The organism is Rheinheimera pacifica, from assembly GCF_900108485.1.
GTDB classification, from domain to species: domain Bacteria; phylum Pseudomonadota; class Gammaproteobacteria; order Enterobacterales; family Alteromonadaceae; genus Alishewanella; species Alishewanella pacifica.
The window spans coordinates 69,584-87,139 of the sequence record NZ_FNXF01000019.1 but is presented as its reverse complement, the minus strand read 5'-3'; the positions used below and the strand labels follow the sequence as shown (position 1 = coordinate 87,139).

The following is a 17,556-nucleotide window of genomic DNA, read 5'->3' as shown; positions in this document are numbered from 1 at the left end:
GAGGGATTTAAAGGTAAGCAAGTCAGTGATTTACTGGACGTGATTGAAGATCGCTACGAGCAACGCAGCACGATCATCGTCAGTCAGTTACCGGTCTCAGAATGGTACGGTCTGATGGATAACCCGACTGTCGCAGATGCGCTATTAGACAGAGTGATCCACAACGCCCACCGACTAGAATTAACAGGTGAGTCACAACGTAAAAAAACACTGGTTCAGGGTGAAGAAGTCGGGTAAAAAGAGAGCATAAACGAAGGTCAGATCATGCTGGCCGGATCACACCGAAACGCCTGGCCGGATGAAACCGGAACAGGTGGCCGGACAAACCGAAATACGCAGATATGTCTATAACACTGGCGGCAGTAGCCGCAAGTTAGCTGGGTTGTCACTGCGCTGTTTCTTCTGTTAAACGTTTCTGCAGCCGTTACTTTACTGCCTGTGAATACATCACACAGCCGTTGGCATCGGTTAAACCTGTGCTGCTTTGCAGCCGCGTACGCATGTTACTGGCCGACGGGTGGGGCGTAAGCAGAATTTGGCACTCCAGCGCAGCCAGTTTATCCAGCCCGGCCCGGTAAGCTTTCAGGTAACTAAGATGCTGGCTAAAACGATAACTGTCGCTGCTAACCGGCGATAAGTTGTCGGCAATCAATAGGGTCAGTGACATTGATTTAGTGACAGCAATATCAACGTCACCGACCCCGACCCCCAGCTCTATCCGCACGCGGTTAGTTCACCGGCGTTTCTCTCACCGGCACTCTGACATTACAGACTTCAATATAACCGGCGGGGTGTTGGTACCAATCGCCGCCGCGGTTGCGCTGTGCTTCTACTACGCCTTTAAAGGTTGCGGTGTCGGTGCGCAGCACTTGCAGTGCGGTACGCTGTGCCGGCGGTAAATCGGCAGCAAGGGTGATGTCTTTAATAACAGTGTATTGGTCGGCAGAGGCGTAAAAGCCCATAGCGCCCTGTCCTCTGGGCAAGGTTGATAATAACGCCATGCCCTGGCGCACGGTGCCTACCAGGGTAATATTGCGATCCAGATGCCGTGGCGCATGTCCTGTCACCACATACATAGAGGTGCCGGAGCCGCTGTCAGCGTCGTTGTCGCGGCCTATACCCACGGCGCCGTAGCAATGAGTTAACCAGCCGCTGTTGTTACTGGGGTCTGTTGCCATGGCAAAGCCGTTAACATGGCCGGTTTGTGGTGCATAGCCGTCACGGTCGGCTAGGGGAGTAAAAGCGAAATTCGCCGGCAGCTTAACACTAAACTCTGCCGCTATGTTGCGCTTGGCCTGCTTTAGCGCTTTTGGCGTAACGCCATCGGGTTCATTCCATTGCACTACGTAGTTATCTTGCACCCGCACTATAGGTATGTTCCGGTAAAAGCCTTCGCGCACCAGCGCCTTAATATTGCTGATATGCTTGGGTGCAAAATCGCTGGCTAATTCGATAATCACCCGGCCAGTTGGCAGTTCCAGATATAAGGTATTTTCGGCGTCGAGTTCGCGCCAATCGGTAGCGCTACTTTGTGCCAGCCAGTCGGCTACTGTCGTCGCTGTGGTGGTTTTTTCGCTGGCTACTGCACTGGTACTGGCCGTGGTCAGGATCAGGATGGCGCTGGCCAGTAACGAAAAGATTCGCTGTTTATTTAGCATCGGCTTGTTCCTGTTATTGTTTTTTTAAATAAACTAACAGACAACTGCCCCGGCCGCTACTATGGCATTTTTGACCAATACATGAATTAACGGTGTCAGCCATAATTAAATATATGATAAGTTTAAGGTTTAACTTTTATCCGACTCTGCGGCTAAGGTCTACTCTGGCGGCCAGCAGGTTTTTAATCCAATCAGTAGAGTCAGTATCATTGGTCCTTGCCAAGCAGCAACTGGCAGTACTGGTTAAAATCATCTAACCGCTGCGTAATCACGTGCTCTGTAACGGCCAGCTGCAAGCGCTGATACTCGTGTACCGCGATATTTCTGAAACCGACCATTTTCTTCATCTTTTCGGCTAATTCAGCAGATAAAAAATCGGCTGTGGCGAGCAGTGCAAACACATCGCGCGAGCTTTGCGGTATGCCAAGTTTATGTTTGCGGATCAGATGTTGGCCCATATCTAACGCTGCTTCGCAGGCGCGTTGAATATTTAAAATCGCCGCATCCTGGCGGGTAAAATCGGTAGCAAAGGTTAGCGGGTCTTTCTGGTATTCATCCCGTGCGCGGTTAACGCAGCGCTCAATAGTGGCAGCTTTGTTAAGTAATACATCGTCCGGTGTGTTATTTACGGCCATAAACAGCACCTTCTTCTCTAATATCCTGCAATAAGCCAGCGCGCGCTTCGTTGAGTGCGGTCATTTGTGATAACACCATGGCCTCATAAACGCCGACACTGCTGTCGAGAGCAAATAAGCATTTACCTGTGGTCAGGATTTGGTACTGCATCACGGTAGAGGCGGCGCGAAAGTCGAGTAAATCGACCTCGCAGTTGGCCAATTCGGCAATATCACTGCTAATGTCCCACAGCTCAATTACATCGGCGTAGCCTGGCACCAGCACTGCTAAATCTAAATCACTGCTTTTACCGGCAGTACCGTGTATCTGGCTGCCAAAAGCGTACACCGCCATGACATTGGGCAGGCGTTGTTGCAGTAACTGCAGTATTGGTGAGAAATTCAGCAAAGGCTCCGCCGCTAAGGCTGTTTGGGCTATACAAAGCAGTGTAACCGTTGCTTTATGGCAGGGCAAATGGTGAGGTATATGAAAGGGGCCTGGCTAATTAATCTGATAGCGAATCTCTGTTATTAGCTCTGCCCCATATCTGCCAGTTTCCACAGGCTTTACCAATTGCGGCAATTTTTTTCCGTTTTAGGGGGCGTCCCTGTATTCTGAATGATGTCGGGTGTTGATCTATCATTGCTTATCTATTTGATTCGTATTGGGTATCTAAAATTTTAAACTCTGGCATATGCCTTGCTCTATCAAGCCGGTGTGTATGATTGGCTTAAAAGAGGACAGTATGAGAATTGATGCTGCAAACAATTATCTTTATACCAGCCAGACTGGACAGGTACAGAATGATGCCGGCCAGGTTGTGCCTGGGGCAGGGGCAACTGAGCAAACTAAGGCGGCCGATTTCAGCAGTATGACCGGCCAGCAACTGCTTGCCTGGGCCAACGATAAGATAAAAAGCGGCGAAATGTCGCTTGATGACAGCCGGGCTTTTATGGCAATGACGATAAAAATTCCGGTTAACGGCGCTTCAGCCGGTGCATTGCAGGCCATTCACAGCAATGAGCGGGTTGATTTTATGCAAAAAGTACGTGATGGCATAAACGGCGCGCTTGAGCGTAATGATAAAGAAACCCTGAAAATGTTGGATACTGCGCTGTCGGTTATGCAGAAGTATCAGGGACAAACCATTGGCGTGGATATCCGCGTTTAGCCGGTTACCTCAATCCTGAACGGCAACGCCAATTGGTAATAAGTGATCAATTCCTTAGCAGGGCAGTGTAGTGCGGTATCGGCCATAAATACCAGTGCAACAGCAATAGTAACATTTGCGCTGCACATTTCTTGCTATCATATAACGCCTGTATTGGGTGTAATAAAGCAATATTCGCTGCAACGCTAAGGTATTATCGAGCATGGTTATTAAGATTTACAACAAACTCCCCGCTGTGGTGCGGTACTGGCTTAGTATTTTGGGCGCCACGTGCCGTAACTGGTTGGACAGTCAGGCCTTTATTTACGCCGCAGCACTGGCGTTCTTCACGGTTTTTTCTATTGCGCCGATTCTGGTAGTCGTGGTTGCTCTGGTCGGGCTGGTGATGGGCGAGAGCGCTGTTCAGGGGGAACTGTTTGCTCAGCTTGAGGCAACGCTTGGGCCGGATGCTGCCGGGGTGGTGCAAACGGCAGTGATCAATTCGCAAATCGACCAAAGTGGTATCTGGCCGGCGTTGATTGGGATTATTGCCACCATAGTAGGTGCCACCACAGTTTTTGCGCAAATGCAGCAGTCACTGAATCAGATCTGGGATGTTGCCCCCCGTCCTAAAAGAAACAACCTGTGGGTTTTTATTAAAAGCCGGTTGTTGTCGCTGACTATTATCCTGTCTATCGGTTTTATTATGTTGGTTTCGTTGCTGTTGTCGGTGGCGTTACGCAGCATTATGGCATTCGCGGAGGGATGGCTGCCGGTTCCTGGTTGGGCAATGGTGGGTATGGAATTAGTGCTGTCGCTGCTGGTGATCACGTTGCTGTTTGCGGCAATGTTCAAGATTTTGCCCGATGTGCGGCTTGCCTGGCGGGATGTGCTGCTCGGTGCTTTTATTACTGCCGTGTTGTTTACAGTGGGCCGTTCGCTGATCTCCATCTATCTTGCCTACACTGCGACGGCATCGGCCTATGGCGCTGCCGGTTCGCTGGCGTTGTTGCTGCTTTGGGTGAACTATTCTTCAATGATCCTGCTGTTCGGTGCTGCCTTTACGCGTGCGCACCTTGAGGGCAGAGGCAAGCCGATTCGTCCTAAAAGTACGGCGGTGTGTGTGCACAGGGAATTGATCGAGGAAGTGCAGCAGAACTGATGCTGCTGCAGCTATTTTGAACCATTTACCCGCTGGCCAAGTTGCGGATTACTGCGTTGTTTCCTTTATTAAACGCTGCTCGAGCCGCTGTGTTATCGCGTCTGCATAAACTACGCAGCCCTGGGTATCTGTTAAACCTGCACTGCTTTGTAGTCGCGTACGCATATTACTGGCTGACGGATGGGGCGTAAGCAGGATCTGGCAATCAAGCGCTGCCAGTTTATGCAAACTGGCCCGGTATGCATTGAGATAAGTAAGGTGCTCGCTAAAACGATAACTGTCGCTGCTAACCGGCGATAAGCTGTCGGCGTACACCAGTACCTGACACTGCCCGGCTTCGCAACTGGTCCACTGCCAGCTTAAGGCGCCAGGGGTATGCCCCGGCGTTGCCACAGGCAGCAGGCTTAGCTTGCCCAGGGTAACCACCTGGCCTGCTGTAACCAGGCCATCTACCCTAACGGCTGGAAACGGCTCGTGCATGCCCGCTTGCGGATCGGCAGCGGCTACCACGCCACTGGTTAACACCGGTGCTGCTGCAGGCGATGCCAGCAGTTTGGCGCCGCTTTGTTGCTGTAACTGCGCCAAACCGGCCACATGATCGAAATGCTCATGGCTTTGCAGTAGCAACTTTACATCACGCAGTGAAAAACCCAGCCTGTCGATATTGGCGGCAATTACCTTTGCACCCGCTTCAGTGGCGCCATCGATCAGAATATGGCCGTTATCACCGGTGATCAAAATAGCGCTGATACCACAGGTGCCCACATAGTAACTGTTGCCATAAATCCGATACGGCGGCCCGGCTTTGTCCCAGTCATCCCAGTCTTTACAGCTGTTAACCCAGTCTGCTGGCGGTGGGCTTAACACTGTTACCGGGACTGTGCCGCCGCAACCGGCCAGCATAGCCATCGAACTTAATGTAGTTACAAGGCAAAAACAGCGAAAACTTTTAGCTAACGTCATAACCTGCGCCTTACGGTTTGGCGGTACATCGAAAATACGCCGCCGTAGTAAATTTCTGCGCTAAACATTAACGGGCTTTAATCTGCTTTACAACTACTTACCGCTGGATGAAGGCTGTAACAGCAGTGTAGTTAGGGTAAGCCCATACAGTTTGCGTAGTAGCTGACGCTGGCCGGCCAGTCGGAGAACACACCTATTACGCCGACGTCTTGGGCCATTACGTGCAGTACTTCCATCATATCGCCGTCATTGTTAATTACCGGGTTTACGGTTTGATAATACCAGCCGCCACCGTTTTTTAATGGGCCGGAACGCTCAAAAGACCAGGCAATAATATCCAGGCCGGCGCTTTTGGCATTACGGGCATAAGCTGATGGCACAATGTTGTTGTTTGCGTCTAGCTCAAGCAGGGCCCACATTGGTGGTGCCACTATATTGAAGCCTTCTGCGGCATAACCTTGCAGCTCCTGCAATGACGGCAGCTCTGACGGGTCATTGGCATCATCCAGATATACTGCCTGGCGGCCGTAAGCTGGCTCATTGGCTAACCAGTAACGAATGTCAGCAATATCAAACGACTGCGGCCATACGTCTTTTGGTTTTACGCCTGCATTGCGGTATTCATTAATCAGCTGCTGGGCATAGTCTGCCTGGCTGTATGTGCCTTCATAAGGCATAGGCACTTCTGCCGATTTTAATTCTGGCGTAAATTTCACGCCGAGTTGTTTAAATAAACTAATGCTTTCTGCATGCGTCATCAGCGTGCCTTTGGTGGCATAAAGATCAGTGCGCCATGACGGTGTGCCCTGCATATATTCAGCAACAGTGGTGGCCTGCGGATTATAGGCATCCATTTTACCTTCCAGCATTTTGAATTCTTCTAACGTTATGTCACTGGTGCAACATCTGGCGCTTGCCGGCGTGCCTGCAATGTGGTCTGCCGGTGTAAACGGCTGGCTGCACTTGGCTGCCAGCTCGGGGATCGCCAGAATATTGGTAGTGGTATGCAGGTCGCATTGAGAGTGGCGGCAAACCAGCTCTTTATCTTTGGTAAAGGTGACATCACATTCCATGATACCGGCCCCCATGAGGGCTGCTGCTTCATAAGATTCTTTGGTGTGCTCCGGAAACTGTAATGGCGCACCACGGTGACCAATAGAAAACATGGTCCTTTTCAGCTTACGGCCGGTATTACAGCTTTGTAAGCGCTCTTTTAACGGGCTGGCGTCCATATCATCAACGAGATACGCGGGCCGGGGCCCTAACTGCAATGAGTACTTTTCCGGCGCCTTAAGATGCGGGTTACTGTGATGCGTTGGGGTTTTAAGTTCGGGCAGGCGTGACGCCGTTTCAGCAGTATGGGCAACGGCCAAAACAGGAGTGAGCAATACTGCCACTTGCAAGGCGTGAATGCCCCAGCCGCGTAAGATCGTTAAATGACGCATAAAGTTCTCCTTGATGATGTAACGTTGAAAAACAAAGGGCGACAGAATCTGTGTGCTACAGGCCGGCTCAATACACGGCAGCCCCACACTAGCAGCTTAATGTGAATGAAAATCGCTATTTTTATGACGAAATTGTATTTTATACGTTTTTAAAGCGCTTTTGTTACAGTGGCCGCTAATGGCGTCGGTTCTCAGGTATAAGGTTTGTAGCTTGTTGATCCGCTTTTGGTTTTAATGCTCAATCACCTATACTGTTGCACGTTACAGGTGATAAAGCCTGATAAGAGAGAGTAAATGGCACAGCGTGAACGCGGTTTTTTCGGTTGGACATGGTTTGTTATCTGGCGTTTTTTGCTGGTACTACTGCTATCGCTATTAGCACTTTTGCTGACATTACGCTTTGTACCGCCACCAACATCAGCTTTTATGTTGCAAAGCCCTTATCCGGTTAGCCAGCAATGGGTAAGCATTGATAAGCTGCCGGCGCATGTCGCGCTGGCGGTGGTGGCCTCAGAAGATCAGCGTTTCCCTGAACACTTTGGTGTGGATATGGCTGAGATCAGAAACGCCCTTGAGCGATTTGATGACGGTGATGGCCTGCGTGGCGCCAGTACCATAACCCAGCAAACGGCGAAAAACCTGTTACTGTGGCCTGGCCGCAGTATGGTGCGTAAGGGCCTGGAGGCAGCATTGGCACTAAGCCTGGAAGCCATTTGGGGTAAAAAGCGCATACTTGAAGTGTATTTAAACATTGCTGAATTTGGTAAAGGCATATACGGCGTAGAAGCGGCCAGCCAGCATTATTTTGGCAAACCGGCCAGCAGGCTAAGCCGAAACGAAGCCGCACGACTGGCCGTACTACTGCCTGGCCCCCGTACCCGCGATCCGCGCAATTTAACGCCTTACCTACGTGAAAGAGTTGCCTGGGTTGAGCGGCAAATGCGGCAACTGGGAGCCGGTTATTTAACACCGATCCTTAATTAACCAGACAAAGGGATCCACACTTTTTTAAGTCGTCTTTTTAGCAAGACGTTTAACACCCTTTAAAGAAGGAGCCAGGCCCGATGTACAGCTTTCCCATTAAAACCGTATTTAGCTTAGCCATATTGCTAACATTAAGCAGCCCCACCAACGCAGCGCAGTCAGACCGCGCAGCGAATACCGGCAGCGTAGCAAATAAAGAGTATCGCCATGCCAAAGAGCCCATCGGCACGGTGCGCCAGCTTTACGATGGCAAACTGTACCCGGATATTCAGGTTAACACCTTTCGTAATATCGACCGCTTATTCCCCACCCGTACGGTAGCGCGAGGCAAAACCGTAAGTACCTTGCCGCTAAGCAAACAGCCGCTGCAGGATTTTTCCTATACCGTCGATGGCAAAACCTATGATCTATATGACGTACTGTCGATGAACCGCGTTAGCGGCATGCTGATTATTCACCGCGGTGAGGTTTTGTTTGAGCAATACCTGCTGGGTAATGACGAACATAGCCGCTGGATGTCGATGTCGGTAGTTAAATCTATTACCGCAACCTTAATTGGTGCGGCAATCCACGACGGCCTTATCAACAGTATTGACGACCCTATCGTAAAGTATCTGCCGCGCTTTAACGGTACCGCGTACGACGGCGTAACGGTAAAACAGCTGCTGCAGATGAGCTCCGGTGTAGCCTGGAATGAAACCTACACTGATGCCACATCAGATAGGCGGCGCATGCTGGAGGCACAAATAAGCCAGCAACCCGGTGCTATTTTAGACTTGATGGCATCGCTACCTCGCGCAGCTGCACCAGGCACAGTATGGAACTACAGTACCGGCGAAACCCAATTGGCGGGCGCCCTGGTACAGGCCGCAACCGGCAAGCCGGTAGCGCAGTATCTATCAGAAAAAATCTGGTCGAAGCTGGGCATGCAGGCTGATGCCAACTGGTGGCTGGAATCGGCCGATGGCCTGGAAATAGGCGGCAGCGGTTTGTCGGCAACCTTACGTGATTACGCCCGTTTAGCTTTGTTTTGGCTGAATGATGGTGTGATTAACACAAAAGATAGCAGTGAGCGGGTATTGCCAGAGGGCTGGATGGCAACCGCCAGCAGCAGGCAGGTTATCGGCGGCGAAACTGTGGATTACGGCTATATGTTTTGGCCAATGCATGGCCGGAGTTATGCGGCAGAGGGCATTTTTGGCCAGTATCTGTTTGTCGACCCGGACAAGCAACTGGTGGTGGCAATGTGGAGCGCGCAAGCCAAACCGCTTAACCGCGCCGGATTAAATGAATACACCTTCTTGCAGGCACTTTCTGATCATTTTCAATAATGTGTGTTTGCACTTGCTGAAACAGGGAGGGTCACTATACTTTTTGGTTTAAACAAAAAGATGCTAAATAATGATTAAAACGTTAACTTCGTTATTGTTTATCTGCTGTTTTTATTTCTGTCTTCATTTAACCGCTGCGACTAAACCTGATTTACTACTGGCCGAAGTGTATAACGGCAATATCGATGTGCAGCAGTACTGGGTTAGCGAAAAGCTTGATGGTGTGCGCGCTTACTGGGACGGTAAACAACTGATCTCGCGAGGTGGTAATGTGATTGCGGCACCAGAGTGGTTTGTGGCTGATTTTCCAAAACAAAAATTAGATGGCGAGCTGTGGCTGGGCCGCAATAAGTTTGCCGAAACCTTAAGCATTGTCAGTAAACATCAGCCAATAGATAGCGAATGGCAGCAAATCCGCTATTACATTTTTGAGCTGCCGGATGCTGAAGGCACTTTTACCGAGCGTATTGCTGCTATGCAACGCCTTAGCCAGCAGCATAACAATCCTTACTTAACCGTGGTACCGCAGTTTCGGGTAGCGGATAACGCTGCACTGCTGGCTAAACTTAGCGAGCTGGAAAGTAAAGGGGCTGAAGGTTTAATGCTGCACCAGCAGGATGCGTTATATAAAACCGGCCGCAGCAGCGATTTACTCAAACTAAAAAGTTATCAGGATACCGAAGCTGAGGTTATTGGCTACCGGCCGGGCAAAGGCAAGTATAAGGGCATGGTGGGGGCACTAATTGTTAAAACAACGGACGGCAAAGAGTTTGCCATTGGCAGCGGCTTAACCGATGCACTACGCCAGACACCACCAGAAATCGGCACGGTAATTACCTATCGCTACACTGGTTATACCAATAACGGCATTCCGCGTTTTGCCCGCTTTATACGGGTGCGGCAAGAGTTTTAGTAAACTGCCGGGCGGCAAACCTGTGGGTGCCGGTTGTTTTTAATTTAACCGCGGCAAAATAATATGGTGGTTTTGTTTTATTGCTACACGCAGGTTTTTTATTTTGGTTAGGGCGGCTTGGTCGAAATAATATCATTTTTTTCTCCATTCAATATCACACTGCGGCTTAGATCCTGGCTTAGGTTTTACTTACCCGGCATATAAAGCCATATATCGCCGGGCTTTCAACAGTTTATGAGTTTGTCATGCGTAGCTGTTGCCTCAGGATAGTGTAGACGGAGCCTTAATATGAAACTGATGATTTTTACTGCAAGCTGTTTGTTATGTACCTTGCCGCTACTGGCTGAAGATACGACCCCCAGTTCAATTGATTATGCCATGTACTTTCAATCATCCATTAAAGATGCTGAATACTGTTCAATGAAACTGGTGTCGGGTCAGTTGCAGGCAGTGAATAAATATAATGGTAAGCTGATTAGTAACCCGGCGATGACTTGCCCGGATATGTTTTCCTGGAAGTTGTTTGCCGAGGTGATAACCGACAAATTCTGGTCGCACTGGGCAGATGAGCAGCAAAACTGGCCAGCTGAACCTTACCCGTTATGCCAGGCAGGGCAAAAGCCCGCTGTTGGTATGCAATGCTGTTTGCCCGGCGATAAAAACAATAGCACTGAGCATTGTCCGGTGTTTCCGGGCGAGCAGTTTAAATCGCAGCTGATCACACTGGCAAAAGCTAAACCAGAAAATGCGGAAGCACATGCCAGAAGCAGCGCGTTAAAACGCCATACCCGTTTGCCATTTCACAGCCAGTTAAACCCGCTAACCAAGGTTAGTAGTGAAGCGATGCTAAAGGCTGCGCAGTCGGGTAGCGCTGGGGGGGTGTCGTGTAGTGCCGTACCGGTAAACGGCAGAACAGAAAATATGATACCGGCTATTTACAAAGCTTTTAATCCGGCTGATGCCGAAAGTGTTGGCCGGGTGATCCGGCAAACGAATGCCGAACTGACGGTACGTAACCAGACATTTCATGACTACCTGTTTCGCAATAACCTGTATAACGCCAACGGTGCTTTAGATGTGTTTTTTGCCAGCCAGGCCAATATGCTGCAAGACGCACCATATCGCAAAGCTAACCGCTCAGCAAAGGCAGGGCAGGCGCCACAGTTAGTTAAAATAGATCTGCCACCAGATGCGGTAATGATAAAAAGTAACTGGCTGTATCAGGGCCTGGTAGCGCAACTGGGCATGAATGCCGATGCCAGCGCTTATGCCAGTAAATACCTTGCGACCCAGATAGACCTTAATGCGCTGGGTTTGTCTGCCGAAAGTGGGGCAAGCTGCAACCTTGAAGGCATTCATTATCTGGTGGCATTTCATATTTCATCGAAGGATATCCCCAACTGGGTATGGACGACCTTTGAGCATATCGCCTTACCCGGCCGCTGTGATGTAACAGGCTGTAATGATGCCTATGGCTACAGCAGTGCCGACCAACGGCCTGCCAATACCGCAGCTAATTATGTGGTACCTAACCAGCAGTCAGATAAGCTAAACCAGAGCAGTATAGTGTTTAACCCGGATGCTGGTTATCCGACTGAAAGTATCCGGCAGGAGTGGCAGCAACTGCTCAGTGCAATGAGCATCGGCACCGGCAGCAGCAACAACCCGTATGAACCGGCCGCCACGAACAAAGCCTGGCTTAACTATCGTTTGAAGGGCTCACAGGTCGAGTTTGTTAATGCTATCGGACAGCCGACATTTTTAGGCAATTCGGTGACTGAGGCTGGTTTTATGGATGGCTCCAGCTGTATTGGTTGCCATGCACGGGCGGGCGTAGCGGCTTTAGGCACCAAGCCGGGCGAGAAATTAAACCCGGCCACGAGTTTTAAACACTTTTTAGCCTTGTCTGTGTTTGAAACCAGCCTGTCTGACTTTGGCTATTTCCGCAGCCATAGCGGCACGCCCAATCCGACCTGGTATTACCGGGACAACAACTCATCACCACAAATGGAGGTGATGCAGGCTGACTTTATCTGGGGCTTTTTAAATGCCCAGCCGCTGGTGACATCAGACAGCGCGAAGTAAGTTGCACACAGCTGCATTTATGGCCGGGGCGGTAAATGCAGCTTATTTAGCAACAGCACCAGATAAACTTTTTTGCCATATATCAGCATAACTTGAACTAACAAAACAGAAACAGCCGGGCGTATAATACGGTTTCGATTTACCTTTTAGGAAGTACAGATGTCGGATGTAATCAGTAACTTAACCTGGCGCTACGCCACCAAAAAATACGACCCGAGCAAGGTTGTTACGCAAGACAAAGTGGACTTAATTCTGGAGGCCATCCGGTTAACGGCGACATCCAGTGGTTTACAGCCGTATGAAGTACTGGTGGTAACCAACCCGGCACTGCGTGAACAAATTAAGCCGCATGCCTGGAACCAAAGCCAGATCACCGACAGTTCGCACTTGCTGGTATTTGCCGCCTGGGACAACTACACCGCAGAGCGTATTAACCAGATGTTTGATTTAACCAACGAGATCCGTGGTTTTAAAAACGAAGGCTGGGAAAACTACCGCGCAATGCTGCTGAACACCTATCCGCAGCGCGATGCTGAAACAAACTTCCAGCACGCTGCCCGCCAGGCATATATCGGTTTGGGCTCGGCGTTGATTGCCGCCGCAGAGCTGAAAGTAGACAGCACACCAATCGAAGGCTTTGACCCGGCTAAAGTAGATGAAATACTGAACCTTAAACAAAAAGGTTTACGCTCGGTCGTGTTAATGCCGCTGGGTTATCGGGCAGATGAAGGCGACTGGCTGGTTAACCTGACCAAAGTTCGGCGCAGCCGCGAGCAGTTTGTGACAGAAATTAACTAAAATTCTGGCAAAGGCGCTAAGCAGTACTACAACTGCTTGCGCCTTCTCTAATATGGTTGTCAGGGGATAGTTATTGGCCAACAGCTTGGGGCTGGCGGCGTGCTAACAATAGCGCTTTAATTCTGGCAACGGGCGTAAGCACTATTGCATTGCCCAGCAGCACCAGCGCAAAGCCGCTAAAGGTGTAGCCTGTCCAGTGAAAACCTTCAAATAAAGTGCTTAGCACTACAGCAACCAGTGGGAATAACACTATGGTGTAGCTGGCTTTTTCCGGGCCTATTTGTTTTAGCAGGGCAAAGTAACTGGCAAAGGCGACAACTGAGCCAAACACCGCTAAATACAGCAGTGAGGCAATATAGGCAGGCTCAGTACTAAAATTAAAGCTATGGCCTTTAAACAGCGCTGTTACCAGCAATACCAGGCTGCCATACAACATACCCCAGGCATTAACCTGCATAATCGGCATATTTTCCCGCGAGTTACGTACACTTACCATATTGCCGAATGAAGCCGATAAGGCGCCGGATAAAATCAGCAGTAGGCCGAGCAGGCTGGCGTTGGTTAAATCTATGCCGTCCAGATCCGGCCAGAACAATACCACAATGCCAGCAATACCGAGCAAGGCACCAAAATAGATGCGTTTTGCTACCGGTTTGCCGAAAAACAGCCGGGTGTTAATTATGTTCATTAGCAGCATGGTGGTAAAGGCAATCGCGGTCATAGCCGAGGTAAGGTATTGCTGCGCCTGATAAATAAATAAGAAATTCAGTGCAAAATTCAGGCTGGCCAATAGCAGAATAAAGCCATGCTGGCGCAGCGTAAAATGCATATTAAGTTTGCGCCACCAGCAAAACAGCCACATTAAGCCCGCGGCGATAGCAAAGCGGTATAGCAAGGATACTTCAATAGCTACTTCGCCTAGCTGAAATTCAATAGCAAACCAGGTAGAGCCCCAAATGAGTACGGTAATCAGATACAGCAGCATGTTTTTCATAGTGGATTGCATAGTACGCGCCACCGGCAGCAAAGAAGGTGGCAATCATAAAGCCTTGTGCCGGGTTAAAATAGTGGGCTGGACAGAAAATTTATAGTGTCTGGCGAAAACGGGCGACATCGGCTTTCGGTGGCGCACCAAATAAACGGCTGTACTCACGGCTAAACTGCGATGGGCTTTCATAACCTACCTTATAGCTTGCAGTGGCAGCTTCTAAACCTTCGTACAGCATAATACGGCGCGCTTCGTTCAGCCGCAGCTGCTTTTGAAATTGCAACGGCGACATCGAGGTGACCGCTTTAAAGCTTTGAAACAGTGCGGATTCACTTAAATGCGCGGCATCCGCCAGCTCTTTAATCCTAAGGGGTTCGTTGTAGCGCTGGTGCAGGATTTCGATCACTTTACTGATGCGATGTGCCTGGCTATCTATAAGGGTAAATTCGCGTAACTGGCTGCCAACAGGCCCAAGCAACAAGCGGTACAGCATTTCGCGTTTGAGTAAAGGTAGCAGCACCGGAATATCTTGCGGTGATTGCAGCAGTTGGGTCAGGCGTTGAAATACGGATACCAGAGCGAGATCCGCATCGCCAACGGCAATACCACGGGCGGGTATGGTTGGTGGTGGTACCTTGTGGGCAATATCAATCACCAGATCTGTCAGCTCGCGCAAATCCAGGCTTACACTCAATGCAATATAGGGTTTATCGGGGCTGGCGGTAATGACTTTACCACTTACCGGCAACGTAACAGGGGCCAGCAGATACTGTAGTTCACGGTATTGCAGTTGCTCATCACCCAGCCATACCTTTTTTGAACCCTGCACCAGCAAACATAAAGTAGGCTCATAAATAGTAGGGGCTGCAGCGGTGGGGCCATCACTGCGGTACAGCTTTACGCCGGGGATGCTGGTTTCACTCAGGCCATTTGATGTAATAGCTTGCAACAATGGCTGCAGCATTTGCTGGCGCAGGAACTCGCGTTCATCGGTCATATGGGCTTCTCCGCTGTACTGATAACCGCAGTATAGGCAGCCAGCCTGGTTTTGCCTATTACTGCAGCAGTGCTTTGGAGGATCAGGCAATAAGTGTGGACTATAAGGCAGGCACTGCAGGTTTAACCGGCACGCGGAAATGCCTGCAGAGTCATTTGTGCGACCTGGCGCAGTTGCTCAGAACACGCGCCGTTATTGGCCTGAATTGCCATACCTTGTAGTACGGTAAGCAGATAACGCGCCAATACACCGGTATCAGTGCCAGGCGGTAAGTCACCGTCGGTTTTAGCCTGATCAAAGCGAACTTTGAGTTTTTGTTCACCCTCTACCCGGCGGTTAATCAGCGCTTCTTTTACACTGGCGGCAGCTTCACTACATGACAATGCGCCCTGCACAACCACGCAACCTTGCGGGTGGTTACTGTCAGCCATATTCATTGCGGCGCCATACAGCATGTGCTCGGCTACCTGATAAGCGGTGGGTTTTTCCAGTGCGGGTAAAAAAAACGAGCAGGGGCGGCTCTCGTACAATTCGATCGCTTTTAGAAATAACTGCTCTTTATTGCCAAAAGCAGCATACAAACTGGGTTTATTAATGCCCATGGCTTCAGTTAGGTCTGATAGCGATGTGCCGTCATAGCCTTTGCGCCAGAATACTTCCAGCGCTTTTTCCAGCGCAGTATCCATATCAAAGGCACGGGGGCGGCCTACATTCACAGTGCTACTTACTGCTGACATTGTTCAGCTCCTGCATTAAAACTTGCTTATATAGTAAACAGCAAAAGACCCCTTGTCCAGTAAGGGTTATTTACCGCTAAGTACATATATCTTGCCACTGACACCCACTAAGACCCCCAACCGGCTGTTATCGTTCAGTAAAATCTGGCGTAACTACCGGCAGTGGAGTTTCAGGCAAGAATGCGCCAGCATCCGGCATTAAAGCCACTGTGCTTGCGTTGTACACTACTGACGTAGCCTGACAGTAGCCTCTGTTAGCTTAGCGAAGTCGTCGGCACTGCAACGGTGCTGTTTCAGCCTTAGAACAAATTCTTCTTTTGTAGAATTAAATTAATTTACCGATCGGTACATAAATCGGTTGACAGTTTTTTGCTGTTCTATATATTTACCGGGCGGTACAAAAATAACAAGTCTTTTTACACAATTTTCGTAACAACGTGGAGCAAAACGTCATGAGCAGAAAAAACACGGTAAGAACTTTTATGTTAGCCAGCGTAGCCGCGCTGGTGTTAACAGCTTGTGGCAACCCCGAAGCCGCTAATCAGGCTGCGGCACCGGCTGCACCACAGGTGAGTGTGGCACAAGTGGTACACGAGCGCATTACCGAATGGGATGAATTTACCGGCCGCCTGCAGGCACCTCAAACCGTGAATTTGATGCCACGCGTGTCAGGTTATATTGAACAGGTGCACTTTAGCGAAGGCGCCCTGGTGCAAAAAGGCGATTTGCTGGTGCAAATTGACCCACGGCCTTTTGCCGCCGAAGTGGCCCGGCTTAATGCTGAGCTGCAAAGTGCACAAAGCGCTGCGGCTCTGGCGGATAACGACTATCAGCGGGCAGAAAAACTCAGCAGCCAACGCGCTATTTCAGCCGAACTGCTGGACAGCCGTTTAGCCCGTAAGCAACAAACCGCTGCCACGGTAGCCTCAGTAAAAGCCGCGCTGCAACGCGCCGAGCTGGATTTAAGTTACACCCGTATTACAGCCCCCATCAGCGGCCGGGTGTCGTATGCCCAGGTTACGGCCGGTAACTACGTTAACGCCGGCCAGAGCCAGTTAACCAGCCTGGTATCGACGGAAAAAATGTATGCCTACTTTGATGTAGACGAGCAAAGCTACCTGAAATATGCCCGCCTGAGTACGGAAGGCAAGCGTGCCGATACCCGTGATGCCAGTGCAAATCCGGTGTATATGGCGCTGGCTAACGACACCGCATACAACCATATCGGCAGCATTGATTTTGTTGATAACAGCGTAAACCAGCAAACCGGCACTATCCGTATCCGCGCCAGTTTCAGCAATAGCGACAACAACCTGTTGCCGGGGCTGTTTGCCCGCATCAAGCTGGTAGGCAGCGACAGCTACGACGGTATTTTGATTGATGAAAAAGCCGTTGGTACCGACTTAAACAACAAGTATGTGCTGGTGGTAAATGCGGATAATCAGCTGGAGTACCGTGCGGTGAAGCTGGGCGAGAAAGTAAACGGCCTGCGGATTGTGCGTGAAGGGTTAGCCGCAAAAGATCGCATAGTGGTTAACGGCCTGCAGCGGGTGATGCCGAACATGCAGATTGAACCCAAAATGGTAGATATGGCAAGTGCAGAGCAAATAGCCGGTTTACGTAAAGAGCAACAACTGCTGGATGAAACCAGCACCGCACTGACTGCAAAAGCAGACGACGCGGCAGCAACAATCAATGCTGGCAAAACGCCGGGACGGGGTTAAGGAAAC

The 17,556-nt window shown here is 50.1% G+C and carries 18 protein-coding genes; 9 read left to right on the top strand and 9 right to left on the bottom strand.

Annotated features, from left to right (window positions below):
- Positions 1–237: ATP-binding protein (locus BLW68_RS18460; protein ID WP_177172173.1), on the top strand; the 237-nt coding region annotated here is incomplete at its 5' end.
- A gap of 187 nt (positions 238–424) precedes the next feature.
- Here the strand turns inward: BLW68_RS18460 and BLW68_RS18455 are convergent.
- From BLW68_RS18455 to mntA, 4 genes are all read right to left on the bottom strand, one after another.
- Positions 425–724 carry an MBL fold metallo-hydrolase gene (locus tag BLW68_RS18455; protein ID WP_177172289.1) on the bottom strand — a complete coding sequence of 100 codons (300 nt, stop codon included), beginning with the start codon at positions 722–724 and terminating at the stop codon, positions 425–427.
- Between the two features lie 4 nt (positions 725–728).
- A complete protein-coding gene (locus BLW68_RS18450) occupies positions 729–1,658 on the bottom strand; it encodes a peptidylprolyl isomerase (protein WP_092796453.1) in 930 nt (309 codons plus the stop codon).
- A gap of 206 nt (positions 1,659–1,864) precedes the next feature.
- Positions 1,865–2,293, bottom strand: coding sequence for a type VII toxin-antitoxin system HepT family RNase toxin (hepT, locus tag BLW68_RS18445; protein WP_092796451.1), 429 nt, complete (start codon positions 2,291–2,293; stop codon positions 1,865–1,867).
- On the bottom strand, positions 2,280–2,681 hold the full coding sequence (gene mntA, locus BLW68_RS18440; RefSeq protein ID WP_245728395.1) for a type VII toxin-antitoxin system MntA family adenylyltransferase antitoxin: 402 nt from the start codon (positions 2,679–2,681) through the stop codon (positions 2,280–2,282). The genes hepT and mntA overlap by 14 nt, the downstream gene beginning before the upstream one ends.
- A gap of 337 nt (positions 2,682–3,018) precedes the next feature.
- On the opposite strand from mntA, the gene BLW68_RS18435 reads away from it, so the two are divergent.
- On the top strand, positions 3,019–3,444 hold the full coding sequence (locus BLW68_RS18435; RefSeq protein ID WP_092796467.1) for a hypothetical protein: 426 nt from the start codon (positions 3,019–3,021) through the stop codon (positions 3,442–3,444).
- A gap of 202 nt (positions 3,445–3,646) precedes the next feature.
- Positions 3,647–4,585: a YihY/virulence factor BrkB family protein gene (locus tag BLW68_RS18430; protein WP_092796449.1), complete on the top strand. Its 939-nt coding sequence runs from the start codon at positions 3,647–3,649 to the stop codon at positions 4,583–4,585.
- Positions 4,586–4,633: 48 nt separating this feature from the next.
- Here the strand turns inward: BLW68_RS18430 and bla are convergent, their stop codons facing one another.
- Together bla and BLW68_RS18420 are read right to left on the bottom strand one after the other, a co-directional pair.
- Positions 4,634–5,548, bottom strand: a complete 915-nt coding sequence (gene bla / locus BLW68_RS18425; RefSeq protein WP_092796447.1) for a subclass B3 metallo-beta-lactamase — start codon at positions 5,546–5,548, stop codon at positions 4,634–4,636.
- 131 nt (positions 5,549–5,679) lie between these two features.
- Entirely contained in the window at positions 5,680–6,993 is a 1,314-nt protein-coding gene (locus tag BLW68_RS18420; protein ID WP_092796445.1) for a glycerophosphodiester phosphodiesterase family protein, read from the bottom strand.
- Positions 6,994–7,287: 294 nt separating this feature from the next.
- Between BLW68_RS18420 and mtgA the strand changes: the two genes are divergently transcribed.
- The 5 genes from mtgA (at position 7,288) to BLW68_RS18395 (ending at position 13,104) form a co-directional block, all read left to right on the top strand.
- Positions 7,288–7,977 (top strand): monofunctional biosynthetic peptidoglycan transglycosylase, encoded by a 690-nt coding sequence (gene mtgA, locus BLW68_RS18415; protein WP_092796443.1) that lies wholly within the window; start codon positions 7,288–7,290, stop codon positions 7,975–7,977.
- Positions 7,978–8,057: 80 nt separating this feature from the next.
- A complete protein-coding gene (locus tag BLW68_RS18410; protein WP_092796441.1) occupies positions 8,058–9,308 on the top strand; it encodes a serine hydrolase domain-containing protein in 1,251 nt (416 codons plus the stop codon).
- Between the two features lie 70 nt (positions 9,309–9,378).
- Positions 9,379–10,221 carry a DNA ligase gene (locus BLW68_RS18405; protein WP_092796439.1) on the top strand — a complete coding sequence of 281 codons (843 nt, stop codon included), beginning with the start codon at positions 9,379–9,381 and terminating at the stop codon, positions 10,219–10,221.
- A 288-nt stretch (positions 10,222–10,509) separates the two neighbouring features.
- Entirely contained in the window at positions 10,510–12,306 is a 1,797-nt protein-coding gene (locus BLW68_RS18400) for a hypothetical protein (protein WP_092796437.1), read from the top strand.
- Between the two features lie 159 nt (positions 12,307–12,465).
- Positions 12,466–13,104: an NAD(P)H-dependent oxidoreductase gene (locus tag BLW68_RS18395; RefSeq protein WP_092796435.1), complete on the top strand. Its 639-nt coding sequence runs from the start codon at positions 12,466–12,468 to the stop codon at positions 13,102–13,104.
- Between the two features lie 70 nt (positions 13,105–13,174).
- On the opposite strand, the gene BLW68_RS18390 is transcribed toward BLW68_RS18395, so the two are convergent.
- From BLW68_RS18390 to BLW68_RS18380, 3 genes are all read right to left on the bottom strand, one after another.
- Positions 13,175–14,143, bottom strand: a complete 969-nt coding sequence (locus tag BLW68_RS18390) for a DMT family transporter (RefSeq protein WP_245728394.1) — start codon at positions 14,141–14,143, stop codon at positions 13,175–13,177.
- Positions 14,144–14,189: 46 nt separating this feature from the next.
- Positions 14,190–15,089 (bottom strand): AraC family transcriptional regulator, encoded by a 900-nt coding sequence (locus BLW68_RS18385; protein WP_092796431.1) that lies wholly within the window; start codon positions 15,087–15,089, stop codon positions 14,190–14,192.
- Positions 15,090–15,211: 122 nt separating this feature from the next.
- A complete protein-coding gene (locus BLW68_RS18380) occupies positions 15,212–15,826 on the bottom strand; it encodes a TetR/AcrR family transcriptional regulator (protein ID WP_092796429.1) in 615 nt (204 codons plus the stop codon).
- 452 nt (positions 15,827–16,278) lie between these two features.
- Here BLW68_RS18380 and BLW68_RS18375 point away from each other — a divergent pair, with 452 nt between their 5' ends.
- Positions 16,279–17,550: an efflux RND transporter periplasmic adaptor subunit gene (locus tag BLW68_RS18375; protein ID WP_092796427.1), complete on the top strand. Its 1,272-nt coding sequence runs from the start codon at positions 16,279–16,281 to the stop codon at positions 17,548–17,550.
- Positions 17,551–17,556: the final 6 nt, after the last annotated feature.